Source organism: Arthrobacter sp. 10T416 (genome assembly GCF_056394165.1).
On record NZ_JBFTHI010000002.1, the window covers coordinates 143,835 to 169,880 of the forward strand.

The window sequence follows — 26,046 nt, forward strand, 5'->3', positions numbered from 1 at the left end:
AAGCGGCGCCCGCGGCCATGTGGACAACCGGACGCGCCAAGTTGCCGGGCGCCAGCCAGGTGCGCGCCCGAGCGAGGTCAGTCAGACGACGCCCGAGGCAGCCCGCGTCAGCCCGGGAAGGCGGGGTCGGTGGCACCCTTGAACTGCGCCGACCAGCCGTTGCCCAACCGCTGGAAGATGCCCTCGGCGGACTGGCCGTAGATCTCCGCCGGACCGTTGCCCGCGCTCAACGCCGTAAGGCCGGGCCAGGGCGCCAGTTGCTGCGGGGCGGCGGCGGTCAGGGACAGCAGCTCGGGGGTGACGTTGCCGCTCCCCGAGCTCTTCATCACCGCGACGGTGGTGTCGTTGACCCAGACTCCGCGGTCCGGGGCCTTGGTGGCCAGCAGGGTAATCGGCGCGGTCAGGTCCCGCGGGGTACCGTCGGCTGTCCGGATGATGCCCGTGATCTGCACGTTGGTCTTGCCGTTGAGCTCGGAAATGACCAGGGCGCGGGTCCCCTCCCGCGAGATCCGGAACTCCTTGACGTTGCGCCCGGCAAGCCATGCCGGTGTGATCGTCACGGCCGGAATGCTCGCCCCCGGCGCGGTCCCGGCCGGATGATAGGCCAGGACTTCGGTGGCCCCGCTGCTTCCGGGACCCGCGGACCAGACCCAGTCGTAGCGGCCGAACGACGGGCGGGAGAGACTGGCCCGCGTCGTGAGCGCACGGGCCGGCTGTCCCGGCAGGATCGAGTACAGGGTGGTCCGCCCGGCGTTGAGGAACGCCGCGGCCTGGGATACCGGGGATTCGGCCGGCATCCGCGGGCCCAGGGCCCGCACGGACTGGATGTCCGGCAGCACACCGACTTTGTTGTTCTCGAAGCGCACGAGGTCGTTGTTGCTGATGGCGATCTGGTGGGCGGGGACGTCCTTGTCGCGTACCGGGGGCAGCACCGTTCCGTCGTCCTCGACCCGCACCAGGTCCTGGTTCGCGCGAAGCTCGACGTTGATCACGTCCGGCTGGCTGCGGAACGTTAGCGCCAGCTGGGTCTGCATCCGCAACCGGTCCTCATTGGAGGCATCCGTCAGCTCTTTCGCGGTGAGGTCCACCTGCGCCGCGCCGGAGACCACGGGCACGGATTCACGCGCCAGTTTCATGCCCGACGGGAAGGCACTGACCACGGCCCCCTTCAGGTACGGCGCGGGACCGCCCAGCAGGGCGCTGGCCATGGCCTTAACGGTCTTCTTCTTGATGAACCAGCGCATGTCCGGGACCGCGTAGGTAAACGTGGGGTCGTAGAAGTAGATGGGGTACGCGCCGTAGATGACCTTGAAGGTCTCCTCCGGGATGGCCGTGCCGTCCGGAATCTCCGCGATCCGCCACTCGCCGTCGACCTTCGTCACCGTCGCCGGGATGCTCTCCTTGGACCCGGGCGGCAGCGGTGTGGCGATGCCGTCGGCGTCCACCGTGTAGGCCAGGTCCAGTTCGTAGTTGAAGACGTTTTCGACGGCGGTCCGCACCACCCGGGCGGACCGGAAAACCAGGACCCGCTGGTCCGGCTTCCACTTCACCGATGAGGCCTGGGTGAGGTACTGCCGGGCCACGGCGTAGTCGTCCTCGTAACCGCTGCCGGCGAGGTAGAAGTCCTCGATCACAGCTTCCGGCCCGGCTCCGGCCCGGGGGGCCACGGGGAAGAAGACAGGGGCGTTATTCGGTTTGCCGGCGCTCTCATCGGTGCTCTTGCCCACCGGTCCGGAGCGCGGAATCTGCGCGCAGGACGTCAGGAGCACCAGGACGACCGCCAGCAGGGCCGCGGCAGCGCCGTTGAACTTCCGGGCACCGCTCATGGCCGCTCCTCCGTGGTGTCGTGGCCCGGCCCCGCCGGCCGGGGGTGGGTGAGCGCCTGGTCCAGCAGCAGCATTGTCCGTTCGGGCACGACGCCGGCGGGCCCGACGTCGGCCGGCTCCAGCTGGAGCGGCGACCGGGTGATGGCTTCGCCCTGGCGCAGCGGCAGCGTGAGGCGGAAGTTTGACCCGCTGCCCTTGCTCCCCCAGGCCTGCAGCCAGCCATTGTGCAGTTTGGTGTCCTCGGTCGCGATGGAGAGCCCCAGGCCGCTGCCGCCGGTGGTCCGGGCCCGGGCCGGGTCGGCCCGCCAGAAACGGTCAAACACGCGGGCTGCTTCAGCGCTGGTCATCCCGATCCCGTGGTCACGGACGGCCACCGCGACGGCGGTTCCGTTGGCCGCGACGGAGACGTTGACCGGCCTGCCCTCACCGTGCTCGAGGGCGTTCAGGATCAGGTTGCGCAGGATCCGGTCGATGCGCCGGTCATCCATATCAACGACGATGCTGCCCGCAGGGGCGTTCAGCGTCACCTCCGAGCCGTACTCGGCGGCCACGGGCGCAACCCCCTCGATGACGTGCGAGATGAGCTGGATGATATCGGTGGGTTCGGCGTCGAGCATGGCGACGCCGGCGTCGAACCGGGAGATCTCCAGCAGGTCCGCCAGCAGCGACTGGAACCGTTCCACCTGGTTGTACAGGAGCTCGGCGGAGCGCTTGTTGATCGGGTCGAAGTCGTCGCGGGCGTCGTACAGCACCTCCGCGGCCATCCGGACGGTGGTCAGCGGTGTCCGGAGCTCGTGGGAAACGTCGGAGACAAACCTCTGCTGCATCTGGGAAAGGGTGGCCAGCTGGGTGATCTGCTCCTGCAGGCTGGCGGCCATGTGGTTGAAGGAGGCACCCAGCCGGGCGACCTCGTCCTCGCCCTTGACCACCATGCGTTCCTGCAGTTGCCCTGCCGCCAGTTTTTCGGACACGACGGCGGCATGGCTGACGGGGCTGACGACGTTGCGGGTGACGTACCAGGCGACGGCGCCGATCATCAGGGCCAGCGCGGCGGCACCGGCCAGCAGGACGTTCTGGATTTCGTCCAGGGTCTTCTGCGCGGAGTTGAGGTCGTAGATGAGGTACAGCTCGTAGACGGTGCCGTTGAACGTCACCTTGTTGCCGACGGCGATCCCGGGACGGTCCTCGGTGCCCACCGGAAATTCGGTGGAGGCCCAGTACTGGTCTTTTCCGGAGTCCTGCACAGCCTTGCGCAGGTCCGTGGGGATGACGCTGATGGTCAGCTGATCCGAGGCCCGGGATTCGACCCAGCGGTTCCGCGGCTTGGTCTGCTCGGGCATCGCTTCGAAGACATAGCGGCGCTGGATCACCGAGCCGCGGCCCTCCACGGCGTTGAGCGTGTCGTAGACCAGGGTGATAACGCTCGACTGGTCGGTGACCTGGGCGCCATCGAACGTGTCCTGGACCTGCTTGACGTTATAGCGGGTCTCGGACTCGGCCTGGGCCAGCCGCTCCTGGAAGAGGTTGTTGGCGATCTGGTTCGAGAGATACGCGCCGACGACGGCAAAGGACCCGATCGCGAGCATCAGGGTGGTCAGCACCGTGCGGAATTGCAGGGACCGCCGCCAGCGCCGTTGCACGGCCCTTAGCAGGTACCGGATTCCGGGCAGCACCCTCGAGATGCCGGTGCGGACCAGCCGGACGACGCGGGCGGTGACGATCCGCGCCCGGCGTGCCCAGATCCGCGCCCGGAACAGCGGGGACTGACCCGGCGGCGGCACACTCTCCGGGCCGGAGTCGGCCGGCGGCACACTCTCCGGACCGGGAACGGGGTGGCCGTCCGACGGTTCAGGAACCTGCTTTATAGCCGACACCACGGACCGTCAATACAACTTCAGGGGCTTCCGGATCGCGTTCAATCTTTGACCGCAACCGCTGGACGTGGACGTTGACCAGCCTGGTGTCGGCCGCGTGGCGGTAGCCCCAGACCTGTTCCAGCAGCAGTTCACGGGTGAAGACCTGCCACGGTTTGCGGGCCAGGGCCACGAGGAGGTCGAATTCGAGCGGGGTGAGCGAGATCCGCTTGCTGTCACGGCTGACAACGTGGCCCGCGACGTCGATCGTGACGTCGGCAATGCGCAGCGTTTCGGGGGCTTTCTGGTCGCCGGGGCGCAGGCGGGCCCGGACCCGGGCGACAAGTTCGGCCGGCTTGAACGGCTTGGGGACATAATCGTCCGCACCGGACTCAAGGCCACGCACGACGTCGGAAGTATCGGACTTGGCGGTCAGCATCACGATCGGAACGTCTGACTCGCCGCGGATCTGGCGGCAGACCTCAATGCCGTCCATGCCCGGGAGCATAAGGTCCAGCAGAACCAGGTCGGGCTTGGATGAGCGGAACACCTCCAGGGCCTGGCTGCCGTCCGCGCAGAATACGGGGTCAAAGCCGTCATTGCGCAGCACAATGCCGATCATCTCGGCCAACGCCTCGTCATCGTCCACTACCAAAATCCGTGCCTTCATAGCTTATATATTCCCCTATTGAAATGGCTTTGTCGTATTCGGGCCGTTCCCGGCATGGCGCGGGGGACGGGGCACGGCGCGGCCGGCGGAGCGTCCCGGCTGGTAATGGCACGGCCCGAATCGGCCCGGGTACTTGCCGCCGGCCGTCGAAACTATAGGCTGGGGTCACGTCTGGCCCCGGGCACGCGCCCGGGCACGGGTTCGCAACGGCGCCAGCGCCGTGTCCGCGTGTGTCCGGTAGGCAATTTCTTGGGGAGGAAAGCTTGTCCGAGCAGGAGCAGGGCGGACCGCAGCAGTGGGGCGGCGCACCGCAGTGGGGCCAGCCGCCGACCGGGCCCGGACAACAGCCCGCCCAACATCCGGCATGGGGGTCCGCCCCACAGTGGGGCCAGCCGCCGCAGTGGAATCCCACGCCGCAGTGGGGCCCTCCGGGTCCCGGCCATGGCTTCGGTGGCCCGGGCGGCATGGCACCACCCGGCCACTCCCCCTACGGCCAGCCGCGCTACGTTGCCCCGCCAAAGCCGGGCATTGTCCCGCTGCGCCCCCTGATGTTCGGCGAAATCCTGGACGGCGCCTTCCAGACCGTCAGGCGGAACCCCGCCGCCATGCTGGGGGCCGGAATCATCGCCCAGTCGCTGGCCTCAATCATGTCGGCGCTCATCGAGGGCGGCGCCCTCTTCGGCGCCACGAGCGCCCTGTCGCTGCGCGGCCCGGGCTTTTCGCAGGCCATGGCACTCACCCTGGGCACTGCAGCCGCCATCGGCGCGCTGCTATCGCTCCTGTCAGTGCTGATCTCCGTCGTGATGCAGGGGGCCATGGCCGTTCCCGTCGCCCGGGCGCTGTTGAACCGGCGCACAGGGTTCCGCCAGATGTGGGTCCTTGCACGGTCCCGGACCGGCGCGCTGCTGGGGCTGGCCGGCGTGCTGATCCTGGGAACGGTGGCCGTCATCGCCGTCGGCGTGCTGGTGACGGTGCTGTCGGCGGCCGTGATGGACCGCGCGGCCGTGCCGGTGATGGTGCTCCTGGTTTTCGGGCTGTTCATTGCCATGCTGTGGCTCGGCATCCGGTTCTCCGTCGCGCCGGCCGCGATTGTGGTTGAAGAACTCGGCACGTTTGCCGGACTCCGCCGCTCGTGGCAACTCACCGGGAGGAACTGGTGGCGGATCCTCGGTGTGACAATTGTGGTGGGGATCCTGGTCGGCGTCCTGACCCAGATCGTCCTCCTGCCCGTCCGCCTTGCGACGAACGGCATCGCTGCCACGGTTTTCGCCCAGGGTGGGGAGGCCGAAACCCACACGGTTGGGGTCGTGGCTGCGGTCGTGGGCACGGTGGTGACCGCACTGGTTGCCGCCGTCGGCTTCGCTTTCCAGACCTCGACGGCGGCCCTGCTCTATGCGGACTTGCGGATGCGCAAGGACGGACTGGACCTGGACCTCCTGCGGCAACTTGAGACAGGCAGCGACCCTGCGGGCGTGCCGGGACGCGGTGCAACGGTGATTCAGGGTGACCCGTCCGCCTGGGCCCGGCCGCCGTTCGGCCCCCCGCCGGTCCGGTGATGACGACCGCCCCCGGGAGGGCCCTGGACCAGGCAGTGGCCGTTCTGGCCACGCACTTTCAGCCAGAGCCTCCGGTACTTCCCGGCCGGGAGGAGGCAAGCCGCTGGGCCGCCGAAGAACTCGCCAAGGACCCCTATGTTGCCGCGCAACCCAGCTGGCTGGACGAGGCCCTGGCCAACTTCGCCCGGTGGCTGCGTTCGCTGACCGGAGACGGCACCCCGGGGGCTGACGGCGGCTACGGCGTCCCGCTGCTGCTGCTGATCGCCGCTGTGGTGATAACCGTCGCCATCGTGGTGGTCCGGCCACGGCTGAACGCCCGGCGGGCACCGGCCAAGGAGGTTTTCGATGCCGCTCCAGCGTTGACGCCGCAAATGCACCGGGACCGCGCCGCGGCGGCGGCCGCCCGGGGAGAGTGGTCCACGGCCGTTATTGAACAGTTCCGGGCCATCGTACGTGCGGCCGAGGAGCGGACCGTCCTGGACCCGCTGCCGGGCCGGACAGCAGACGAGGTCGCTGCCAGGCTGGGCCGCGCCTTTAGTGCCTACGCCCGGGACCTTGAGGACTCAGCGCGCACCTTCGACGCCGTACGCTACGGCGGCGCCGGCGCCGCGCCGCAGGACCATGAGGCACTGGTCCGGCTCGACGCCGCCCTGGCGGACACAGCGCCCGACTATCAGGGCACCGGCCCTGACGTCCTGGCCAGGCCGCTGTGACCGGAACCGCCGTCGCCACCCCCGGCTCCCCCGTGCCCCCTCCGGCCGCCGTCCGCAGCTGGCTCCGCCGGCACCGCACCTGGACCGTCCTCGGCGTCGTCTTCGTCGCCGCCCTGGTCCTGACGGCGGTCATCCAGCTCCGGCCACACGGCGACCAGGAAGCCCTCTCCATTCGGAACGCCGCCCCGGACGGGGCGCGCGCGGTCGCGGAAATCCTTGGCCGGCACGGCGTCGCCGTCGAACAGTCGGCGTCATTCGAGTCCACGCGGCAGGCCATCGAGAATGCCCGGCGCGCCGGCGAGGGTTCCGCTGTCCTGCTCTACGACGCGAACGGCTACCTGGGCCGTGACCAGCTGCGCTACCTCTCCGCCGCCGCGGACCGGCTGGTGGTGGTGACCCCGCGGCTCAATACCCTGCTGGGTCTGGACTCCGGGATCCGGCAATCGGGAGTGGTCCGTGACGGCACCGGGTCCCTCGAACCGCGCTGCGGCGAACCCGACCCGACCGCGGCCGGCGCCGTTTCCGCCGGTGACGGTTTCCTTTACGACGGGCCCGTGGTCTGCTACGCCCAGACGGAAGGCCGGGGCGGCCTCTATGCCGCCAGCTCCGACGGCCGCCTCCTGGTGCTCGGCAACGGCAAACTCCTGAGCAACGGCGGCCTGGCCACCGAAGGCAACGCCGCGCTGGCGCTGCGGAGTGTCGGCGCGGAACAGCGGCTGATCTGGTACCTGCCGGGAATCGCCGATGTGCCGGCGGCGAAGAAGCCGGTCACCCTGAGTGACCTCGCCGCCCCCTGGACCCGCGTCCTCGGCCCCTGGCTCGCCCTCGTGGCCGTGCTCGCCATGTTCTGGCGCGGCCGCAGGCTCGGCCCGCTGGTGGTCGAGCCGCTCCCGGTGGTGGTGAAGGCCGTGGAAACCGCGGAAGGGCGGGCACGGCTCTACCACGATGCCCGTGCCGTCGACCGGGCCTCCGACGTCCTCCGCGCCGGAACCCTGGTGCGGCTGGCCAAGACACTCAGGCTGGGGCCGGACGCCGGCGCGGCGGCCATCTCCGACGCTGCCGCCCGGCACCTGGACCGGAGCCCCGAGAGCGTCTCCGGCATCCTGGATGCCGAACCCCGAACCGAAGCAGACCTCGTGCGCTGGGCCCAGCAGCTCGAACGACTAGAGAAAGAGGTACACGCGCGATGAACGACTACCCCAGCATCCCTGGCGGCGGAGCAGCGACGGACACCGGCCCGGCAGCCGGCGCCGCAGCCCCGTGGCCGGCGCCCAGGCCGGCGGAGCACCCGGACCCGCCAACCGCGGCACCGGGCCGTCCGGCGGCGGATGGCCACAGTATCGGGGGCGCAGCCCACCACGACCCGGTCCGGCAGGCACTCCTGGACGTCCGGCGGGAGGTCGCCAAGGCCGTCGTCGGGCAGGATGCCACGGTCACCGGGATGCTGATCGCCCTGCTGTGCGGCGGCCACGTGCTCATCGAAGGGGTGCCGGGCGTGGCCAAAACCCTGCTGGTGCGCAGCCTCTCGGCGGCCCTGAGCCTCGACACCAAGCGGATCCAGTTCACCCCAGACCTGATGCCCGGTGACGTCACGGGCTCGCTGATTTACGACTCCAGCACCTCAGAGTTCAGCTTCCGGGAAGGGCCCGTCTTCACCAACATCCTGCTGGCGGACGAGATCAACAGGACCCCGCCCAAAACGCAGGCGTCCCTGCTCGAGGCCATGGAGGAACGGCAGGTCTCCGTGGACGGCGTCTCCCGCCGGCTCCCCGCGCCGTTCATCGTCGCCGCGACCCAGAACCCGGTGGAGTACGAGGGAACCTATCCCCTGCCGGAGGCGCAGCTGGACCGCTTCCTGCTCAAGCTGGCCATGCCGCTGCCCGGCCGCGACGACGAGATTGAGGTCATCCGACGGCACGCGGCCGGTTTCGACCCCCGCGACCTGGCTGCGGCAGGGGTGCGCCCGGTCGCCGGGGCCGCCGAGCTGGAACAGGCGCGGCAGGCAGTTGCCGCGGTCGAGGTGGGCCCGGAGGTCCTCGCCTACATCGTGGACATCGTCCGCGCCACCCGGTCGGCACCGTCCTTCCAGCTGGGCGTCTCACCCCGCGGCGCCGCGGCACTGCTCACCGGGTCGCGTGCCTGGGCGTGGCTCTCCGGGCGGAGCTTCGTCACCCCCGACGATGTCAAAGCCCTCGCCCTGCCCTGCCTGCGCCACCGTGTGGCACTGCGGCCGGAGGCAGAAATGGACGGCGTGCAGGCCGACGGCGTGTTGGGCAGCATCCTCGCCTCCGTGCCTGTGCCCCGCTAAGCCATGGCGATTTCCGGACGGTTCGTGCTGCTGGCGCTGCTGGGAATGGTCCCCGCGCTGCTCTTCCCGGGCTGGCCTTCGGCCGTTGTCGTGATGCTGTTGCTGGCGGCCGTCCTGCTGGCCGATCTGGTCCTGGCGGCGCCGCTGCGCCATGTCTCGGTGCAGCGCGGGGATCCCGGCAGTGTTGCGCTCACCGGTTCGGCGGAATCGGTGCTGACGGTGGCGAACACGGGCCGCCGGGCCCTGCGCGGACTGGTCCGCGACGCCTGGCAGCCGTCGGCCGGCGCGCAGAATCCCCGCCAGCACCTGAACGTGCCCGCCGGCGAACGCCGCCGGATGGCGGTGACCCTGCGGCCGACCCGGCGCGGCGAGCTCGCCGCAGCGCATGTAACGGTCCGGGCGTTTGGCCCGTTGGGCCTCGCCGCCCGGCAGCGCACCCTCCCATGTCCCGGTTCGTTACGCGTACTGCCGCCGTTCCATTCCCGCCGGCACCTGCCGTCCAAACTGCGCCAATTGCGGGAACTCGACGGCAAGGCCGCAGTCCAGATCCGCGGTGCCGGCACGGAGTTCGATTCGCTGCGCGACTACGTGCGTGGTGATGACGTGCGTTCCATCGACTGGCGCGCCACCGCCCGCCGCTCCGCCGTCGTTGTCCGGACCTGGCGGCCGGAACGGGACCGTCGCGTCGTGGTCCTGCTCGACACCTCGCGGACGGCCGCCGCCCGGATTGCCGACGAGCCGCGGCTGGACACCGGGATCGAGGCAGCCCTGCTGCTGGCCGTCCTGGCCGAACGGGGCGGCGACCGGGTGGATTTCCTCGCCTTCGACCGCCGGGTGCGGGCCAGGGCAGGCTCGGCGGCCAAGGGAAACCTCCTGGGGCAGCTGGTCCAGGCCATGGTCCCCCTCGAAGCGGAGCTCATTGAGCTCGACTGGAGCCAGATTCCCGGCCAGATCCGCTCCGTTTCGGCGCACCGTTCGCTGGTGGTGCTGCTGACCGCGCTCGACGGCGGCGCCCCGGAGGAGGGGCTCCTCCCGATGGCGGCCCAGCTGGCGCAACAGCACGTGGTGGTGGTGGCCGCTGTCCGCGACCCGGTGCTCGGCGAGATGCTCCAGGAACGGTCCACCGCCAGCGGGGTCTTCCGCGCCGCGGCGGCCGAACGTGCGCTGCTGGAACGCGAAGCGGTCAGCGCCCAACTGCGCCAGGCCGGCGTCGAGGTGGTCGACGCCGAACCCGCGCAACTGCCGCCGGCCCTCGCCGACGCGTACATTCGGTTGAAAGCCGCCGGTAGGCTGTGACCCCAGGAGGATGATGTGAGCACCTACGACCCGATCTACCAGCTTGGCCTGGGGCCGGACTTTGCCCTTCTGCAGCCTGAGCTGCAGGAGTACTTTTCCCTCACCCCGGGGTCGGGGCATTACGGCGTGGGCGAGGGCGTCTTCGACGTCGTCGGCTGCCGCCAGTCCTGGTTGCGGCCGCTGCTGCGGCTCGCCACCGGTGAGCAGGCGTTTTTCCCGGAGTACGGCGAGGGCATCAGGTTCCGGATCGAGAACCACGCCCATCTGGACCCCTTCGGCCGCTCGAGCCTAACCGCCCGCCGCGAGATCTTCTTCCCGCAGACCACCCGGATCTTCCAGGACACCACCAGCGCCGATTCCTCGTCCGGGTCCACCCGGCTGGTGGACTACGTGGGCCGTTACCGCCGGCTGATCACTGACCTCAACCTCAGCGTCACGCCCGAGGGGAGGCTGCGTGGCGTGTCCGAGGCATCCCGGCTGTTTGTCGGGCCGGTCCGGATCCCGTTGCCGGCAGCCCTCGACGCCAAGGCCTACGCCGAACAGTGGTGGGAGCCGGTTGAGGGACGGCACCGGATCCAGGTCAAGGTGATCCAGCCGCAGATTGGGCTGGTGTTGGTGTACGCCGGGCACTTCGATTACCGGCTGGAACCCTATCCGGCCGGGGCGGCGGCACCGGGCCAATTGCCCGCGCACGCCCGGCCGGACCGCTGGGAGAGCCGCGTCTAAGGGGCGCTCGTCCGGAGGCCGTCTCCGGGCCCTAGCCGAGGGCGAGCTGGTTCAGTCCGTCGGCCAGTTGGGTCAGCCGGGTCAGCACGGCCGTCGCGGACGACGGCGTGTGGCCGGCGAGCCCGCCGGAGGGCGTGACGCGCACCGCGCCCAGCGACTCAGGCATAAGGCCGAGCTGGCGCCAGGGGCGCCAGAGCGTTTCTACCGCCTGTGGCACCCGCTGCAGCCCCGCCGTCGGGTCATCGACTGGCAGGACTCCTGCCCAGAGTCGTTTCCCGGCCTCGACGGCGCCTGCGAGCTGCTCCCACTGGCGTGATGTGAGGGCCCTCAGGGGCACCGCGATGCCGTCCGCTCCGGCCGCCAGGATCCGGTCAAACGGGGCCTCGATCTCCGGCACCGCGATGACGATCTCGGCGGCGCCGGCGGACCGCAACGCGTCCACCACCAGCCGCCAGGATTCGGTGACCTCCGACCCCGCGACCGACCGCAGGGTGCGGTAGCCGCTGGATGTCGGGATGGTGCCGGCCATCACGGCGGCGATGTCCGGTTCATCGAGCTGGACCACCAGCCGGGCTCCTGGGGCCGCGGTGGCCAGCCTGGCCAGGTGGGCACCAACGCCGGCAGCGAGCGACGCCGAAAGATCGCGGCGGGCGCCGTGGTCGATCAGGGCACGTTCGCCGTTGTGCAGGTGCAGCCCCGCGGCGAGGCTGAGCGGTCCGCGAAGCTGGAGCTTCAGGTCTGCGGCCGGGGAGTCTTCCGCCCCGATCACGTCGGCGAGGACGTTGATGTCGGTCGAGAGGGCCGAGCGCGCCCGGGTGAGGTCCTTCCCTGGCCGGTCGACCAGGCGCCAGCCGAAGGGCTGGGCGTCCACGGCGAGGCCTTCGAGCACCGAGGCGGTCCGGCCCAGCGCGTCGGAGCCCACGCCGCGGTCCGGGAGTTCGGCGAGGAAGGGCAGGTGCGGGCTGCCCAGCTCCCCACGGATGATGCGGGCGGCCTCGACCGGGTCCTCGCCCGGCCACGGGCCAAGGGCGGTGGCCGTGACCTGGCCCGGAAAAGCAGCCACGCCTAGGCCTCGGCGGCCAGGGCGGAGTCCGCGGAGGCACCCGAGCGGTGGGCGGCGGCCTGGTGGTCCTCGGCGATCGCCTCATGGTGGCGGATCACCTCGCCGATGATGAAGTTCAGGAATTTTTCGGCAAAGGCCGGGTCCAGGTGCGCCTCGGCGGCGAGCCGGCGCAGCCTGGCGATCTGGGCCGTCTCACGGCCCGGGTCTCCTGCCGGGAGCTTGTGCGTGGCTTTGAGGAAGCCGACCTTCTGGGTGGCCTTGAACCGTTCGGCGAGGAGGAACACGAGGGTGGCATCAATGTTGTCGATGCTGGACCGGATCGACAGCAGCTCCGCCATCACCAAGGGGTCAACGTGCCCGGCGAGGGAACTGGCCGCGGGGTCGTAGCTGTCGGTGTCAGGGAGGTTCTGGTTCTGCTCGGTCATTGATCCAGTCTAGGGGCAGGCGGGCAATTGCTTCCCGGTGTTAAGCGGGCGCGGCCGGCCGTTTGGCCGGCCCCTTGCGGGCAACGAAAAGGGTATGCCCGCCGTTCGCAGTGAACGGCGGGCATACCCCTTGTGCACGGAAAGCGGCTCAGTGCCCGCTAGGCGCCGAGCACCGCGCGGAACTCCTCGCGGCGGCGGGCCTGCTCGTCAGGATCCGGGACCGGCAGGGACGCGATCAGCTTCTTCGTGTAGTCATGCTGCGGGTTGCCCATCACCTGGTTACCCAGGCCCTGCTCCACCATCTTGCCCTTGTAGAGGACCCCGACCCAGTGCGAGAGGATGTCCACCACGGCGAGGTCGTGGCTGATGAAGAGGCAGGCGAAGCCGAATTCGGCCTGGATTTCCTTGAATAGCTCCAGCACCTTTGCCTGCACCGAAACGTCTAGTGCCGACGTCGGCTCATCCGCGATCAGCAGCTTCGGGTTCAGGATCAGGGCCCGCGCCAGCGACGCGCGCTGCCGTTGGCCGCCGGAGAGCTCGTGCGGGTAGCGGTCAGCGTAGGCGGCCGGCAACTGCACCGACTCAAGGAGCTCCCGGGTCCGCTGGCGTGCCTGCGCGGGCGTCGGCTTGGTGTGGATGATSAGCGGYTCCGCGATGCASTCACCGATGGTGAGCTGCGGGTTGAACGACGCCGCCGGGTCCTGGAACACRAASCCGATCTGCTTGCGCAGGGGYTTGAARGTGCGYTCCTTGAGATTGAGCATCTCGTAGTCCAGGACCTTCAGGCTTCCGCCGGTGGTCTTGTTCAGGCCCGCGATGGCGCGGCCGATCGTCGTCTTGCCGGACCCCGATTCGCCGACGAGGCCAAAGACCTCGCCCTCGGACAGCGTGAAGTTCACGCCGTCCACGGCCTTGAACGCAGGACTTCCCAGCCGGCCCGGGTACTCGATGGTCAGGTTTTTGGCCTCGACCAGCACCTTGCCGCCCTGGTGGGCGCGTTCGGTCATACCCGCCGAGGCGGAGTTCCGGCCCAGGTGCGGGACGGCGGCCAGGAGCTTCTTCGTGTAGTCCTGCTTCGGCTCGGCGAAGAGCACCCGCGCGCTGGCTTCCTCGACGACGTCGCCCTGGTACATCACGACGACGCGGTCCGCGAGGTCAGCGACCACACCCATGTTGTGCGTGATGAGCACGATCGAGGTGCCGTACTGGTCCCGAAGGTCCCGGAGGAGCTCCAGGATCTCGGCCTGCACCGTCACGTCCAGTGCCGTGGTCGGTTCGTCCGCGACAATGAGCCCCGGATTGAGCGCCAGCGCGGCGGCGATCACGACGCGCTGCTTCTGGCCGCCGGAGAACTGGTGCGGGTAGTAGTTGACCCGGGTTTCCGGATCGGGGATCCCCACCTTCCGCAACGCCTCGATGGCCCGGGCCTTGGCGTCCTTGGCATTGACCTTGCCGCCGCCGGAGTGGCCGGCGTGGGCGCGGATGCCCTCCGCGATCTGCCACCCCACGGTGAACACGGGGTTCAGCGCGGTGGACGGTTCCTGGAACACCATGGCCACGTCGCGGCCCCGGATTTCGCGCAGCTTCGAAGGGCTGACACTGATGACGTTGTTGCCGTTGATCAGCACAGCGCCGGAGCTGATGGCTGTTTCCGGCAGGAGGCCCAGGATGGTCTTGGCCGTGACCGTTTTGCCGGAGCCGGACTCGCCGACGATGGCAACGACCTCGCCGGGGTTGACCTCAAGGCTGACATCCTTCACCGCGTAGACGTCCCCGGCGTCGGTGGCGAAGGTGACCTTCAGGTTGTCGATGTCCAGCACGGGTCCGGCGCTGCGGGCGTGCTGGTCTGAAACGGAGCCGATATTGGTACTCATGAACTGCTCACTTCTGCTGTGGGAGCCGCCTTGGCGCCGGCGGAATCGGGTCCGCCCTTGCCGGAGACAGCCTTCTTGCGGCCGCGCAGGCGCGGATCGTTGAGATCGTTGATGCTCTCGCCGACCAGGGTCAGGCCCACGACGGTGAGGACGATCGCCAGACCGGGGAAGACACCCGTCCACCAGATACCGGAGGTGGTGTCCGCGAGGGCCTTGTTCAGGTCAAAGCCCCATTCGGCGGCCGACGTCGGTTCAATGCCGAAGCCGAGGAAGCCCAGGCCCGCGAGGGTAAGGATGGCTTCGGAAGCGTTCAGCGTGAAGATCAGCGGCAGGGTCCGGGTGGCGTTTTTGTAGATGTGGCGGGACATGATCCGGATGTTGGATGCGCCCACCACCTTGGCGGATTCCACAAAGGGTTCGGCCTTGAGCCGGATGGTTTCGGCGCGGATCACGCGGAAGTACTGCGGGATGAAGACCACGGTGATGGAGATCGCTGCGGCGAGGATGCCGCCCCACAGGCTGGAGCGTCCGCCGCTGATGACGATGGCCATCACGATGGCGACCAGCAGGGACGGGAACGCGTACACGGCGTCGGCAATGACTACCAGGATCCGGTCCAGCCAGCCGCCAATGTAACCGCTGACCAGGCCGAGGATGACGCCGATGAAGATCGACATGATGACGGCGACGATGATGACCATCACCGCTGTCTGCGCACCCCAGACGACCCGGGAGAACACGTCGTATCCGCCCACGGTGGTGCCGAGCAGGTGCCGGCCGCCGGGGGCCTGCTGCGCCGGGAAGTTACCGCCGTCGTCGGAAATCTGGGAGAAACCGTACGGCGCGATCAACGGAGCGAAGATCGCGGTCAGCAGGAACAGCGAGGTCAGGACGAGCCCGGCGACGAGCATGCCGCGCTGCAGGCCGACGCTCTTGTTGAAGTGGGAGACCACCGGCAGGCGCCGGAACCAGGATTCCCTGCGGTTTTCTGCGGCAATAGTTGGTTCGATGCTCATGTCAGTACCTCACGCGGGGGTCGATCAGCGCGGCCACGATGTCCACGATGAAGTTGGTCACGGCCACGATCACGGCGAGCAGCACCACAATGCCCTGGACAGCCACGAAGTCGCGGGCCGTCAGGTAGGTCGCCAGCTGGAAGCCGAGGCCTTTCCATTCGAAGGTGGTCTCGGTCAGGACGGCGCCGCCGAGCATGACCGCGATCTGCAGGCCCATCACCGTGATGATCGGGATGAGGGCCGGCTTGTAGGCGTGCTTGGTGACCAGGCGGAATTCGCTGACGCCGCGTGAGCGTCCGGCTTCCACATAGTCCTTGCCCAGGGTGCCGATCACGTTGGTGCGGACCAGCCGGAGGAAGATGCCGGCAGTCAGCAGGCCGAGGGCGACGGCGGGCAGCACGGCGTGCGCGAAGACGTCACCGAGGGCAGCCATGTTTCCGCTGCGCAGGGCGTCGAGCCAGTAGATGCCGGTGGGCGCCTGCAGCGCGGTGAGTGCCAGTTCCGTGGAGGTCTTGGCCCGGCCCGCGACCGGAAGCCAGCCCAGCCAGACCGAGAACGTCAGCTTCAGCAGCATGCCGGCGAAGAACACCGGGGTCGCGTAGCAGAGGATCGCGAAGATCCGCAGCACGGCGTCGGGAGCCTTGTCCCGGCGGTGAGCGGCGATCATGCCCAGCGGGATGCCCACCAGCAGGGCCACGAGCAGGGCGTTGATGGACAGTTCCAGCGTTGCGGAACCGTACGTGGTCAGCATCTCGGAGACCTGGCGGTTGTCCGAGAGTGTGGTGCCGAAGTTGCCGGTGATGAGCTGGCCCAGGTACTCGAAGTACTGCACCAGGATGGGCCGGTCGTAGCCGGCAGAGTGGATGCGCTCCGCCAGTTGCTCCGGAGGGAGCCGGCCGCCGAGGGCAGCCGTGATCGGATCACCGGTGATCCGCATCAGGAAGAACACGAGCGTGACCAGGATGAAAATGGTCGGGAAGATCAGCAGGAACCTGATCAGGATGTATTGGCCCAGTCCCCCACCGGACGACTTCTTCTTTGTCGGCAATAGGCCGTCGGCGTCGCTTGGCGGCGCCTCAATAAGTGTTGTCATTGGTACCTAAAATCGTGTTTCCGTCGGCTTCGTGGGCTTCGGGAATCGGGTGTCCTGCCCTCAGCAAGAGAGGCGGGACGCCGCGCGGGCGCCCCGCCTCACTGGCTGGTCAGGACCGGATGGGGAATTGACCTACTTGGAAATCACACCAAGACGGGTCTTGAAGGACGCATCCAGGGTCTTTTCGACGCCCTTGACGTCCTTGCCGGCGACCATCAGCTGGGCGCCCTGCAGCAGCGGCAGCGTGGAGAGGTCCTTGGCGACGGCCGTCTGGGCGTCACCGAGTACCTTTTCGCGCTCCGTCTTGTCCACCGTCGTGAGCTGCTTTTTGATCAGATCGGTGACGGCGGCGTTCTCGTAGTGGTTCTTGAGGAAGTTGCCCGGGATGAAGAACGGGGTCAGGTAGTTGTCGGCGTCGGAGTAATCCGGGAACCAGCCGAGCTGGTAGACCGGGTAGACGTCCTTGGTGCGGTCCTTGGAGTAGGTGACCCACTCGGTGGACTGCAGGTCGACCTTGAACAGGCCGGACTTCTCCAGCTGTTCCTTGATCATGGCGTATTCGTCGCCGGAGGACTTGCCGTAGTGGTCCGGGTTGTACTGCAGCTTCAGGGTGACCGGAGCGGTGACGCCGGCGTCGCTGAAGGCCTTCTTGGCCTTGTCCAGGCTGGGCTTGCCGCTGCCGTCGCCGTACATGTCCTTGAGCGGCGTGATGGCGCCGACGAAGCCGTCGGGAACGACGGAGTACGCGGGCAGGTACGTGCCCTTGTAGACCTGGCTGGCGATCGCATCGCGGTCAACGATGTCGGCCATGGCCTGGCGGACGGCGAGAGCCTTCTTCGGGTCGGCGTCAGCGGACTTGGCACCGAACGGCATGGTGTCGAAGTTGAAGACGATGTAGCGCAGTTCGCCACCCGGGCCCTTGTGGACSGTGACCTTGGAGTCCTTCTCGAGGTCGGCGGCGTCGGTTGCGGTCAGGCTGCGGCCGGCGACGTCGATGTTGCCCTGCTGGACATCGAGCTTGAGGTTGTTCGAGTCGGCGTAGTACTTGATCGTGGCGCTGTCGTTCGCCGGCTTGCCGAGCAGACCCTTGTAGTCCGGGTTGGACTTGAGGCTGATGAGCTCGTTCTTCTTGTAGCTTTCGATCGTGTACTGGCCGGCGAAGGGCTTGGCCTTGACGATGTCGTCATCGCTCATCAGCTTGTCGGCCGGGAAGACCTCTTCGTCGACGATCGGACCGGCGTTGGCAGCGAGCACGCCGGGGAAGACCTGGTCGTTGCCCTGCTTGAGCTTGAAGACCACGGTGGAGTCGTCTTTGGCTTCCACCGAGGCGAGGTTGCCCAGCAGGGAGGCCGGGCCGTTGTCGTCATTGATCTTCAKGACGCGGTCGATCGAGAACTTCACGTCAGAGGACGTGAGGGCGTGGCCGTTGGCGAACTTGAGGCCGGACTTGAGCTTGACGGTGTACTCCGTCGGGCTCGTGAAGGACGCGGATTCCGCGATGTCCGGGCTGGAGTCAGCCGTGCCGGGCTTCGAGTTCATCAGGAACGGGTAGATCTGGTTCATCACCATGAAGGAACCGGCATCGTAAGAGCCGGCGGGGTCGAGGGTGACCACCTTGTCCGTGGTGCCGTACGTAATGGAGCCTCCTGCAGCACCGCCGGAGGACGTTCCGCCGCCGGAAGGTCCGGTGCAGGCTGTGAGTGCAAAGGCGGAAACCCCGGCGAGCGCGATGGCGCTCTGCAGGGCTTTTTTGTTCATTGCCATCTGTGAACTTTCTGTTCGATGAGTACTAGTGCGCAGCCCGAAGTAGCTTGACTCGTTGGGCAGCACCATGTCCTGATTCCTAGATTCAACCAGAAGACCGCGGGCGAATCGTCCAATCTTGTGAGTTGAGACACAAAATTTACACGAACCGAGTGAACTTAGCGTTTTCTTCGCGATTTCCCCCGGATCTTCGGCACTTTTGACCGGGGGTGGGTGTTGGTGCGGGGTGGTTGGAGTTGGGGCGGCGGGGGCTACGAGGTCTGGTCACTAGGTGGACCGGGTCGCTTAGGGGCGGGGTGGGCCGCTGAGGGGTGAGCCGTGTCGCTGAGGGGTGGGCCGGGCCGGGTCGCTAGAGGGTGGGCCGGGTCGCAGAAACGGGCCGGCCGCATGGGGTGGGTGCGCGCCTGCTCCCTGGGCTGTGCCCGTCGCCCGCCTACCGGGCGGAGCATGTCCGTCTCACAGCCCCAGGGATGGACATGCTCATTTGCAGGATCGAGCACTGGACATAACCACTAAATGTCCACTGGACGCTGTGAGCAATGGACATGTGCGTCACAAGAAACGGCTGTGGCTGAACATGCTCAACCGTGCTGCCCAGGGATGGACATGTCCCTCCCTCCGTTCTGCGGACGAGCATGCCCGGCGCGAGGTGGGACTTGGACTCGAACATGCTCGTCACGCACGCCCGAGGATGGACATGCTCAATCTCCGGAGTGATGACTGGGCATAACTGCAATGTGTGCCGGTTGGTAGCTGCGAAGAATGGACATGCCGGTCTCGGGCGAGGCTGCACTAGGGCATGCCCGTCGGCCGGGCAAGTGAAGCAACATGCCCGTCGGCCGGGCAGGTGAAGCAACATGCCCGCCTCCCCGGTCAAAGAATGAGCATGTCCCTCACTCGGAGGCGACGATGCGTGGGCATGCCCTTCGCATGTGCCCCAGGGATGGACATGCTCATTACCCGCGCCGAGCACTGGACATATCTAGTAAATGCCCATTGGTGGCCGCGAAAGATGGACATGCCCCTCAACCGGAGCAAGAAATGGGCATGCCGGTCTCGGGCGAGGCTGTACCTGGACATGTCCGCCGACCGGATCAAGGGATGGGCATGTCCGTCGGGGCCAGCGGAACGGTCAGGAAACGGTCCCCTACAACGCCGCGCGCTGCAGGGACCGGGCGGCGTCGATCGTGGCCTGGCCCAGCACGCGGCTGCCCTGGTACAGGACCACGGTCTGCCCGGGGGCCACGCCGCGCAACGGCTCGGCCAGGGTGACCACCAGGTTGCCCGAGCCGTCGGCGTGTTCCATTCGGGCGGTCGCGGGAACGGGGTCGCCGTGGGCGCGGACCTGGGCGTGGCAGTCGAATTCCGCGCCGGTGGCGATCTCGGCGATGGGCAGCCCGGCCCAGGAAACCTTGATGCCGCGGATCTCATCGATGGCCAGCAGCGCCTCGGGGCCCACCACCACTTTGTTCTCCTTGGGCCGGATTTCCAGGACAAACCGGGGCTTGCCGTCGGCGGCGGGGGTGCCGAGCTTCAGGCCGCGGCGCTGGCCGACGGTGAAGGCGTTGGCTCCCGGGTGCTCCCCCACCTTGGCGCCGGATTCGTCCACGATGTCGCCCGTGGTCATCTCGATCTTCTCGGCCAGCCAGCCGGCGGTGTCGCCGTCGGGGATGAAGCAGATGTCGTGGCTGTCGGGCTTGTTGGCCACCGAAAGCCCGCGGCGTTCGGCTTCGGCCCGGACCTCAGCCTTGGACGGGGTGTCTGCGAGCGGGAACATCGAGTGGCGGAGCTGTTCGTGGGTCAGGACGCCGAGGACGTAGCTCTGGTCCTTCGCCCAGTCGGCGGCGCGGTACAGTTCAGGGTTGCCGTCGGCGTCCGTGATGACCTTGGCGTAGTGGCCCGTGCAGACGGCGTCGAAGCCGAGGGCAATCGCCTTCTCCAGCAGGGCGGCGAACTTGATCCGCTCATTGCAGCGCATGCACGGGTTGGGGGTGCGCCCGGCGGCGTATTCGTCGATGAAGTCCTGGACCACATCTTCTTTGAAGCGTTCGGAAAAGTCCCACACGTAGTAGGGAATGCCCAGCACGTCGCACGCCCGCCAGGCGTCGCGGGAATCCTCGATGGTGCAGCACCCCCGGCTGCCGGTCCGCAGCGTTCCGGGCATACGGGAAAGCGCGAGGTGGACCCCGACGACGTCGTGGCCGGCCTCGACCGCGCGGGCTGCGGCGACGGCCGAATCGACGCCGCCGCTCATGGCTGCAAGAACTCGCATGCTGGCTTTCTTTAGGAGATGGGGTTTTCGCGGCCGGGCTCCGACGCTGGAGCTAACACAGTGTCCGCTCCGCCATTCTATCGCCACGCCGAATCCTCCCCAAAAAGCTCTCCTGGGCGGCCGGCCGAAAGGCCTTGACGGCGCTCCCCCGGGCTTCTAACGTCGGCATTGACGGTTTTAGAAACCCGGGCTCCACAAAGGGCTCCACAAAGCACAGGACGGGCGGGCAAAGATGACCGAGAACATCGTGATCGTGGGCGGCGGGCTGGCCGGGGCCACCGCCGCCAAAACACTCCGTGCGGAAGGCTTCGACGGGCCTGTGGTCCTGCTGGCGGAAGAGGCACACGCCCCCTACCTCCGGCCGCCGCTGTCCAAGGAGTACCTACTCGGCAAGGACGGTGAGGAGGCGCTTCCGGTGGTTCCGGCCGGCTGGTACGCAGAGAACGACGTCGACCTCCGCGCCGGTGTGTCGGCCGCCGGACTGGACACGGGCGCCCGCACCGTGACCCTCGCCGACGGCTCACGGCTCCCCTACACCTCGCTCCTGCTGGCCACCGGTGCGCGGCCGCGCTCAATTCCGCTGCCCGGAAAGGACCTCGACGGCGTGATGACGTTCCGGACCGTGGAGGACAGCCGCCGGCTGCGGGACGCCCTCGCCGGCGGCGGCCGGAACGTGGTGATGGTCGGTTCCGGCTGGATCGGGATGGAACTGGCCGCCGCGGCGAGTTCCTACGGCAACACCGTTACCCTGCTGGGGCTGGAGCACGTGCCGCTGGAAGCCGCGATCGGGCCCGACCTCGGCCGCTTCTTCCGGTCCCTGCACGAATCCCGCGGCGTACGGTTCCGGCTGCCGGCGTCGGCCGCCGAGATCCTGGGCGATGCCGGACGGGTCTCCGGTGTCCGCACGGACACCGGTGAAGTCCTGGCGGCAGACCTGGTGGTCGTCGCCGTCGGCGTGGTTCCGGAAACGTCGCTCGCCGCGGCGGCCGGCCTGGACCTGGACAACGGGATCCTCACCGACGCGTCGCTGCGGACCTCCGCCCCGGGAGTCTTCGCCGCCGGTGACGTCGCCAACGCGCTACATCCGTTTACCGGCAAGCACCACCGCAGCGAGCACTGGTCCAACGCCCTCAACGGCGGGAAGGTCGCAGGGAAGGCGATGCTGGGCCGGCAGGCGGAACTGGACACAATTCCCTATTTCTACACGGACCAGTTCGACGTCAGTATGGAATATTCGGGCTTCCCGGGCCTGGTGGACGGCCCTCCGGTGGTCCGGGGTTCGCTCGAGGAGAAGGCCTTCCTTGCATTCTGGCAGCGCGGCGGCCAGGTGGTGGCCGGTATGAACGTCAACTGGCCGCGGTCCGATAAGCCCCAGAAAGCCATCAAGGCCCTCATCGCGTCCCGGACCGCCATCAGTCCCGGCGCCCTGGCGGACACCGACGTCCCGCTGGATCAGCTGCTGCCGGACGCCTAGCCCTGCGCGGCGGACTGCCGGAACACGGTCCCGGCGGTCTGGATGCTGGACTCGTGTCCGGCCATTCCGGCCTGGCGTGCGCGGGCATAGGCCCCCGGCAGGGCCGCGAGGAGGGCGTCGACGTCGGACTCGGACGACGCATGGCCCAGGGTGAAGCGCTGGGCACCGCGCGCGGTGTCCTCATCCAGGCCCATGGCGAGCAATACATGGGACGGCCGCGGAACCCCGGCGGTGCAGGCCGACCCCGTGGAGGACTCCACGCCGGCAAGGTCCAGGAGGAACAACAGCGAGTCGCCCTCGCACCCAGGGAAGGTGAAGTGGGCGTTGCCGGGCAGGCGGCCGGGCCCGGGGGCGCCGCGGAGTACAGCCTCGGGAACCGCCGCGCGGACCCCCTCGATCAGCCGGTCCCGCAACGCGGTGATCCTCGCCGACTCCGCGGCAAGGTGGCCCGTGGCGGCCTCGGCTGCCGCGGCGAAGGCGGCGATCGAGGCGGTGTCCAGGGTGCCGGAGCGCACGTCACGTTCCTGTCCCCCGCCGTGCTGGACCGGCGTCAGCGTGACGGCACGGCCCAGGAGCAGGGCACCGACGCCCACGGGTGCGCCGATTTTGTGGCCGGAGATGGACATGGCATCGAGGCCGGTATCGCGGAAATCGACCGGCACGGATCCGAACGCCTGCACGGCGTCGGAGTGCACGGGGACACCGGCGGCGTGGGCCAGCCGCACAATGTCGGCCACAGGCTGGATGCTGCCCACCTCGTTGTTTGCCCACATAACGGTGACCAGGGCGATCGAGGCAGGATCATCGGCCAGCTCGGCGGCCAGGACCGTAAGGTCCAGCACGCCGTCGGCGTCGACGGGCAGCCAGCGGACCTCGGCACCCTCGTGCCGCTCCAGCCATTCCACCGTGTCCAGCACGGCATGGTGCTCGACGGCGGAACACAGGATGCGCGTCCGGCCGGAAGCTTCGGCGCGGCGGGCCCAGTACAAACCCTTGAGGGCCAGATTGTCCGCTTCTGTCCCGCCGGAGGTGAAGATGACTTCCGAGGGATGGGCCCCGGCCGCGGCAGCCAGGGTCTCCCGTGCGTCCTCCACGGCGCGGCGGGCTCGACGGCCGGATCCGTGCAACGACGACGGGTTGCCGGTACGGGCCAGCTCGCGCGTCAGGGCGGCCAGCGCCTCTGCGGCGAGCGGGGTGGTGGCGGCATGGTCTAGGTATACGGGCACAGCCCAATTCTACTGTGCGGCGCCCGGGGACCGCTGGTGTACATTCGAGCGGTGAAGGCGTCCCTGTACCTCATCCTGGCCACCCTGTTCTGGTCCGGGAACTTCGTGGTGGGCCAGGCCGCGGTTGCCTCGATGACGCCTCTGGACCTGACATTCTGGCGCTGGACCCTCGCTGCCGTGCCACTGCTGGCCCTCGCCCAACTGGTGGAGAAGCCTGACTGGCGCGCGGTGCTGCGGCGGTGGCCTGTCCTGCTACTGCTCAGCGTCCTCGGCATGGTCAGCTACACCCTGCTGCTGTACGGCGCGCTGGGCTACACCTCGGCGATCAATGCCTCCCTGATCACGGCGGTAAACCCGGCCCTCATTGTGGTGCTGGCGATCGTGGTGCTCGGCGAGAAAACCACCGGACTCGGCTGGCTCGGGATCGGGCTCGGGCTGATGGGCGTGCTGCTGGTCCTGACCCGCGGGGAACTGCAGCGGGTGCTCAGCCTCTCCTTCAACACCGGCGAACTGATGATGGTCGGTGCGATCGTTGTGTGGGCTGCGTACACGATCATCGCCCGCCGGCTGGAGGTCCCTGCCATTGCCGCCACGGCGGTCCAGGTCGCCATGGCGACCGTTATGCTGGCGCCTTTCGCCCTCGCCCTGCAGGTGCGGCTCCCGGACACCCCGGTGGGCGGCTGGTCGCTGGCGTACATCGCGGTGTTCCCCTCCCTCGGCGCCTACCTGTTCTGGAACCTGGCCCTGAAGACCACCCCGCCGGCCACCGCAGGAAACTACCTGAACCTGATGGTCGTCTTTACTGCCATCATCACGGTGGCGCTGGGCACGCCGCTGACGCTGGTTCAGGTAGCCGGCGGCCTCCTGGTTGTTGCCGGAGTGCTGCTGACCGGCTTTAAGGGCCGGGCCGCACTCAGAACGGCAGGATCCGGGCGCAGCACTGGACCGGGGACGCGGCTCCGTCGGCCCTGAGCTGTTCGATGTCGAGCGCCTCCACCCTGGCCGGGTCCACGCCGCAGGCTGCCGCGGCCCCGCCCAGGAACGCGCCGTTCATCGCGCACACCACGCCGGCATGGCCCTGGGCCACCCGGTGGAAGGGACAGTTGAGCAGCACCAGGCCGCCCTCGCCGTCGTCCGCCGGCTGGTAGCCCTCGGCGACCAGTACGGACGGGAAATCGTCGGCGCCGGCGGCGTCAGCCGCGGCCCCGCCCCGGACGCGGGCGGCACGCAGCAGCGCGTCCCTGGCCGATCCGCCGTCGGCGGCCGAATCCTCCACGGCGGAGACCAGCAGCTCGGCGGCGAGATCGTAATTGCGCTCCGGGACTGACGCGGAGACCTCCTCGACTGCGGCCCGGTACAACTTGGCCGGCCGGCCGGAACCGGGCCCCTCCTTGCCGCCGAGTTTCCGGAATTCCACGGCCAGCAGTCCGTCGCGCACCAGGCGGTCCAGGTGGAACGACGCCGTACTCCGCGCCATTCCCAGGGCGGCGGCCGCGTCGTCGCGGCCCACGGCGTCCGGGGCTGCGGTGACGACGTCGAACAGGCGGCGGCGGTTCTCGTCGCCCAGCGAGGCGACGGCAGCCACCCTGCTGATCCAGGGGACTCGGTTCATGGGCCCAGCCTAACTCTAAAAACAAGATGCGTTGCTTAATTCAGCACTCTCATTCTAAAATCAAAGTATTCAACTTTAGAAGGAGTAGACCCATGAAATCTTCAACAACCCTTTCGGCTCCGGTCATAAGCGTTGCCGGCCAGCAGCGGCAGGCCTACCTGTTGCTGCGCACGGTCTTTACTGTGGCGCCGATCATCTTCGGCCTGGACAAGTTCACCAACCTGCTCACCCACTGGACGATGTACCTCGCGCCGGTGGCGACTTCGGTGGTGCCGGTCCCGCCGCAGACCTTTATGTATGTGGTGGGCATCGTCGAAATCATCGCCGGCCTCGCCGTGGCGTTCCGGCCGCGCTTTGGCTCCCTGCTGGTGGCGGTGTGGCTGCTGGGCATCATCATCAACCTGCTGGTCCTGGGCAGCTTCTTCGACGTGGCCCTGCGCGACTTCGGGCTGCTGGTCGGAGCCCTGGCCCTGAACCGCCTCTCGCCCGCAAAGGGCCGGTAGGCAGCTCCTGGTGGCCGCCGCTCGTCCGTCCCGGAAGGGATCAGGACGACGGCGGCACCACGGCGAGCCGGGCGGCGACGTCGGCCCGCGCGGCCGCGAGCGCGGCGGGCCCGGGGCAGGATACGGAAATGTACACGGACGAGCCGGCCTTCGCGAACAGCCGGGCATAGCTGGCCGTTGCCCGCGACCCGGCCTTTTTCCCGTCTTCGAAGACAAGTACTTCCACCTTCGGCGCCGGTTTGTCCGGCTGGCCGCCCCAGCGCAGGGTGGCGGTCTTGAGGTAGGCCGGCTGGATGGTGGGATCCAGGTAGTGGAAGAGCGCCTCCGTGGACGCCTTGTCGTCGCCGGCGACGGCCAAAGGCCACTGGTTTACGCGGACCTTGGCATCAACCACACAGCCGTCGGCTTTGCGGTATTCGGTGGCACCGGCCACCGCCTGCTTGGAGGTCTTCCACCGCGGCGCGTCATGGAGTCCGTCCGAGAGCTGCACCGGGACTCCGGCCGCGAGACGGTCCCCCGCGGCAAGGGGCAGGTTCCGGGCCGCGACAGCGTCGGCGTCGTACCCCGGCGTCACCGTCGGGGTGGCCAGGGTGGGGGCCGCGCTGCCGGTGGGCCGGGGCGCTGCCGGATCCGGGACGCCCACACTGCAGGCCGCCAGGAGCGGCACCAGCGCCAGGAGTAGGCCGGTTACGCGGGCGCGGCCAATGCGGGGGCGCGGCGTCGTTGCCAGACGGACGGCAGCCCGGCTTCCGGGCGTGTTGCGCGTAGCCATATCC

Annotated in this window: 22 protein-coding genes; 9 read left to right on the forward strand and 13 right to left on the reverse strand. The window is 68.6% G+C overall.

All coding sequences use genetic code 11. From position 1 onward, the window contains the following. Nucleotides 1-107 precede the first annotated feature (107 nt). From AC1DBE_RS04555 to mtrA, 3 genes are read right to left on the reverse strand one after another with little or no spacing between them, the layout of a single operon-like run. Nucleotides 108-1,826 (reverse strand): LpqB family beta-propeller domain-containing protein, encoded by a 1,719-nt coding sequence (locus AC1DBE_RS04555; protein WP_476969741.1) that lies wholly within the window; start codon nt 1,824-1,826, stop codon nt 108-110. After that, nucleotides 1,823-3,703, reverse strand: coding sequence for an MtrAB system histidine kinase MtrB (mtrB, locus tag AC1DBE_RS04560; protein WP_476969742.1), 1,881 nt, complete (start codon nt 3,701-3,703; stop codon nt 1,823-1,825). The genes AC1DBE_RS04555 and mtrB overlap by 4 nt, the downstream gene beginning before the upstream one ends. Beyond that, nucleotides 3,675-4,349 carry an MtrAB system response regulator MtrA gene (gene mtrA, locus AC1DBE_RS04565; RefSeq protein WP_476879377.1) on the reverse strand — a complete coding sequence of 225 codons (675 nt, stop codon included), beginning with the start codon at nt 4,347-4,349 and terminating at the stop codon, nt 3,675-3,677. Before mtrA ends, mtrB begins: the two co-directional genes overlap by 29 nt. 464 nt (nt 4,350-4,813) lie before the next feature. Here mtrA and AC1DBE_RS04570 point away from each other — a divergent pair, with 464 nt between their 5' ends. Genes AC1DBE_RS04570 through AC1DBE_RS04595 form a run of 6 tightly spaced genes read left to right on the forward strand, consistent with a single transcriptional unit; the run spans nt 4,814 to nt 10,948 of the window. Next, entirely contained in the window at nt 4,814-5,905 is a 1,092-nt protein-coding gene (locus tag AC1DBE_RS04570) for a DUF7847 domain-containing protein (protein WP_476969743.1), read from the forward strand. Then, nucleotides 5,905-6,618 (forward strand): DUF4129 domain-containing protein, encoded by a 714-nt coding sequence (locus tag AC1DBE_RS04575; protein WP_476969744.1) that lies wholly within the window; start codon nt 5,905-5,907, stop codon nt 6,616-6,618. The genes AC1DBE_RS04570 and AC1DBE_RS04575 overlap by 1 nt, the downstream gene beginning before the upstream one ends. After that, nucleotides 6,615-7,808, forward strand: a complete 1,194-nt coding sequence (locus AC1DBE_RS04580) for a DUF4350 domain-containing protein (protein WP_476969745.1) — start codon at nt 6,615-6,617, stop codon at nt 7,806-7,808. Before AC1DBE_RS04575 ends, AC1DBE_RS04580 begins: the two co-directional genes overlap by 4 nt. After that, complete coding sequence (locus tag AC1DBE_RS04585; protein WP_476969746.1) at nt 7,805-8,926, forward strand: AAA family ATPase; 1,122 nt, start codon at nt 7,805-7,807, stop codon at nt 8,924-8,926. Before AC1DBE_RS04580 ends, AC1DBE_RS04585 begins: the two co-directional genes overlap by 4 nt. Before the next feature lie 3 nt (nt 8,927-8,929). Beyond that, nucleotides 8,930-10,222, forward strand: a complete 1,293-nt coding sequence (locus AC1DBE_RS04590; protein WP_476969747.1) for a DUF58 domain-containing protein — start codon at nt 8,930-8,932, stop codon at nt 10,220-10,222. Between the two features lie 15 nt (nt 10,223-10,237). Next, nucleotides 10,238-10,948, forward strand: coding sequence for a DUF4166 domain-containing protein (locus tag AC1DBE_RS04595; RefSeq protein ID WP_476969748.1), 711 nt, complete (start codon nt 10,238-10,240; stop codon nt 10,946-10,948). Between the two features lie 31 nt (nt 10,949-10,979). Here the strand turns inward: AC1DBE_RS04595 and AC1DBE_RS04600 are convergent, their stop codons facing one another. From AC1DBE_RS04600 to mnmA, 7 genes are all read right to left on the reverse strand, one after another. Continuing rightward, complete coding sequence (locus AC1DBE_RS04600) at nt 10,980-12,011, reverse strand: uroporphyrinogen decarboxylase/cobalamine-independent methonine synthase family protein (protein WP_476969749.1); 1,032 nt, start codon at nt 12,009-12,011, stop codon at nt 10,980-10,982. A gap of 2 nt (nt 12,012-12,013) precedes the next feature. After that, nucleotides 12,014-12,436 carry a chorismate mutase gene (locus tag AC1DBE_RS04605; protein ID WP_476969750.1) on the reverse strand — a complete coding sequence of 141 codons (423 nt, stop codon included), beginning with the start codon at nt 12,434-12,436 and terminating at the stop codon, nt 12,014-12,016. A gap of 158 nt (nt 12,437-12,594) precedes the next feature. Next, nucleotides 12,595-14,310: an ABC transporter ATP-binding protein gene (locus tag AC1DBE_RS04610; protein ID WP_476969751.1), complete on the reverse strand. Its 1,716-nt coding sequence runs from the start codon at nt 14,308-14,310 to the stop codon at nt 12,595-12,597. Beyond that, entirely contained in the window at nt 14,307-15,326 is a 1,020-nt protein-coding gene (locus AC1DBE_RS04615; RefSeq protein ID WP_476880027.1) for an ABC transporter permease, read from the reverse strand. The genes AC1DBE_RS04610 and AC1DBE_RS04615 overlap by 4 nt, the downstream gene beginning before the upstream one ends. A 1-nt stretch (nt 15,327) precedes the next feature. Next, nucleotides 15,328-16,419, reverse strand: a complete 1,092-nt coding sequence (locus AC1DBE_RS04620; protein ID WP_476903046.1) for an ABC transporter permease — start codon at nt 16,417-16,419, stop codon at nt 15,328-15,330. A 132-nt stretch (nt 16,420-16,551) separates the two neighbouring features. After that, on the reverse strand, nt 16,552-18,183 hold the full coding sequence (locus AC1DBE_RS04625; RefSeq protein WP_476969752.1) for an ABC transporter substrate-binding protein: 1,632 nt from the start codon (nt 18,181-18,183) through the stop codon (nt 16,552-16,554). 1,147 nt (nt 18,184-19,330) lie between these two features. Next, nucleotides 19,331-20,437 carry a tRNA 2-thiouridine(34) synthase MnmA gene (gene mnmA / locus AC1DBE_RS04630; RefSeq protein ID WP_476969802.1) on the reverse strand — a complete coding sequence of 369 codons (1,107 nt, stop codon included), beginning with the start codon at nt 20,435-20,437 and terminating at the stop codon, nt 19,331-19,333. Between the two features lie 250 nt (nt 20,438-20,687). Here mnmA and AC1DBE_RS04635 point away from each other — a divergent pair, with 250 nt between their 5' ends. Continuing rightward, complete coding sequence (locus AC1DBE_RS04635; RefSeq protein ID WP_476969753.1) at nt 20,688-21,929, forward strand: NAD(P)/FAD-dependent oxidoreductase; 1,242 nt, start codon at nt 20,688-20,690, stop codon at nt 21,927-21,929. Here AC1DBE_RS04635 and AC1DBE_RS04640 read toward each other — a convergent pair. Beyond that, entirely contained in the window at nt 21,926-23,155 is a 1,230-nt protein-coding gene (locus tag AC1DBE_RS04640) for a cysteine desulfurase family protein (RefSeq protein ID WP_476969754.1), read from the reverse strand. The two genes, AC1DBE_RS04635 and AC1DBE_RS04640, sit on opposite strands and share 4 nt — an antisense overlap. Before the next feature lie 51 nt (nt 23,156-23,206). Here AC1DBE_RS04640 and AC1DBE_RS04645 point away from each other — a divergent pair, with 51 nt between their 5' ends. Then, nucleotides 23,207-24,127, forward strand: coding sequence for a DMT family transporter (locus AC1DBE_RS04645; protein ID WP_476969755.1), 921 nt, complete (start codon nt 23,207-23,209; stop codon nt 24,125-24,127). Here the strand turns inward: AC1DBE_RS04645 and AC1DBE_RS04650 are convergent. Beyond that, nucleotides 24,069-24,767 carry a helix-turn-helix transcriptional regulator gene (locus AC1DBE_RS04650; RefSeq protein ID WP_476969756.1) on the reverse strand — a complete coding sequence of 233 codons (699 nt, stop codon included), beginning with the start codon at nt 24,765-24,767 and terminating at the stop codon, nt 24,069-24,071. The genes AC1DBE_RS04645 and AC1DBE_RS04650 overlap by 59 nt on opposite strands. 92 nt (nt 24,768-24,859) lie before the next feature. On the opposite strand from AC1DBE_RS04650, the gene AC1DBE_RS04655 reads away from it, so the two are divergent. Beyond that, entirely contained in the window at nt 24,860-25,270 is a 411-nt protein-coding gene (locus tag AC1DBE_RS04655; RefSeq protein WP_476969757.1) for a DoxX family membrane protein, read from the forward strand. 40 nt (nt 25,271-25,310) lie between these two features. Here the strand turns inward: AC1DBE_RS04655 and AC1DBE_RS04660 are convergent, their stop codons facing one another. After that, nucleotides 25,311-26,042, reverse strand: coding sequence for a hypothetical protein (locus tag AC1DBE_RS04660; RefSeq protein WP_476969758.1), 732 nt, complete (start codon nt 26,040-26,042; stop codon nt 25,311-25,313). Nucleotides 26,043-26,046: the final 4 nt, after the last annotated feature.

Bases quoted from the DNA above. Each gene is read 5' to 3' on its own strand.
- AC1DBE_RS04650 (WP_476969756.1), bottom strand. From the start codon at position 24,767: ATGAACCGAGTCCCCTGGATCAGCAGGGTGGCTGCCGTCGCCTCGCTG.
- mnmA (WP_476969802.1), bottom strand. From the start codon at position 20,437: ATGAGCGGCGGCGTCGATTCGGCCGTCGCCGCAGCCCGCGCGGTCGAG.
- AC1DBE_RS04615 (WP_476880027.1), bottom strand. From the start codon at position 15,326: ATGAGCATCGAACCAACTATTGCCGCAGAAAACCGCAGGGAATCCTGG.
- mtrA (WP_476879377.1), bottom strand. From the start codon at position 4,349: ATGAAGGCACGGATTTTGGTAGTGGACGATGACGAGGCGTTGGCCGAG.
- AC1DBE_RS04570 (WP_476969743.1), top strand. From the start codon at position 4,814: ATGGCACCACCCGGCCACTCCCCCTACGGCCAGCCGCGCTACGTTGCC.
- AC1DBE_RS04590 (WP_476969747.1), top strand. From the start codon at position 8,930: ATGGCGATTTCCGGACGGTTCGTGCTGCTGGCGCTGCTGGGAATGGTC.
- AC1DBE_RS04605 (WP_476969750.1), bottom strand. From the start codon at position 12,436: ATGACCGAGCAGAACCAGAACCTCCCTGACACCGACAGCTACGACCCC.
- AC1DBE_RS04555 (WP_476969741.1), bottom strand. From the start codon at position 1,826: ATGAGCGGTGCCCGGAAGTTCAACGGCGCTGCCGCGGCCCTGCTGGCG.
- AC1DBE_RS04585 (WP_476969746.1), top strand. From the start codon at position 7,805: ATGAACGACTACCCCAGCATCCCTGGCGGCGGAGCAGCGACGGACACC.
- AC1DBE_RS04655 (WP_476969757.1), top strand. From the start codon at position 24,860: ATGAAATCTTCAACAACCCTTTCGGCTCCGGTCATAAGCGTTGCCGGC.
- AC1DBE_RS04575 (WP_476969744.1), top strand. From the start codon at position 5,905: ATGACGACCGCCCCCGGGAGGGCCCTGGACCAGGCAGTGGCCGTTCTG.
- AC1DBE_RS04635 (WP_476969753.1), top strand. From the start codon at position 20,688: ATGACCGAGAACATCGTGATCGTGGGCGGCGGGCTGGCCGGGGCCACC.
- AC1DBE_RS04660 (WP_476969758.1), bottom strand. From the start codon at position 26,042: ATGGCTACGCGCAACACGCCCGGAAGCCGGGCTGCCGTCCGTCTGGCA.
- AC1DBE_RS04620 (WP_476903046.1), bottom strand. From the start codon at position 16,419: ATGACAACACTTATTGAGGCGCCGCCAAGCGACGCCGACGGCCTATTG.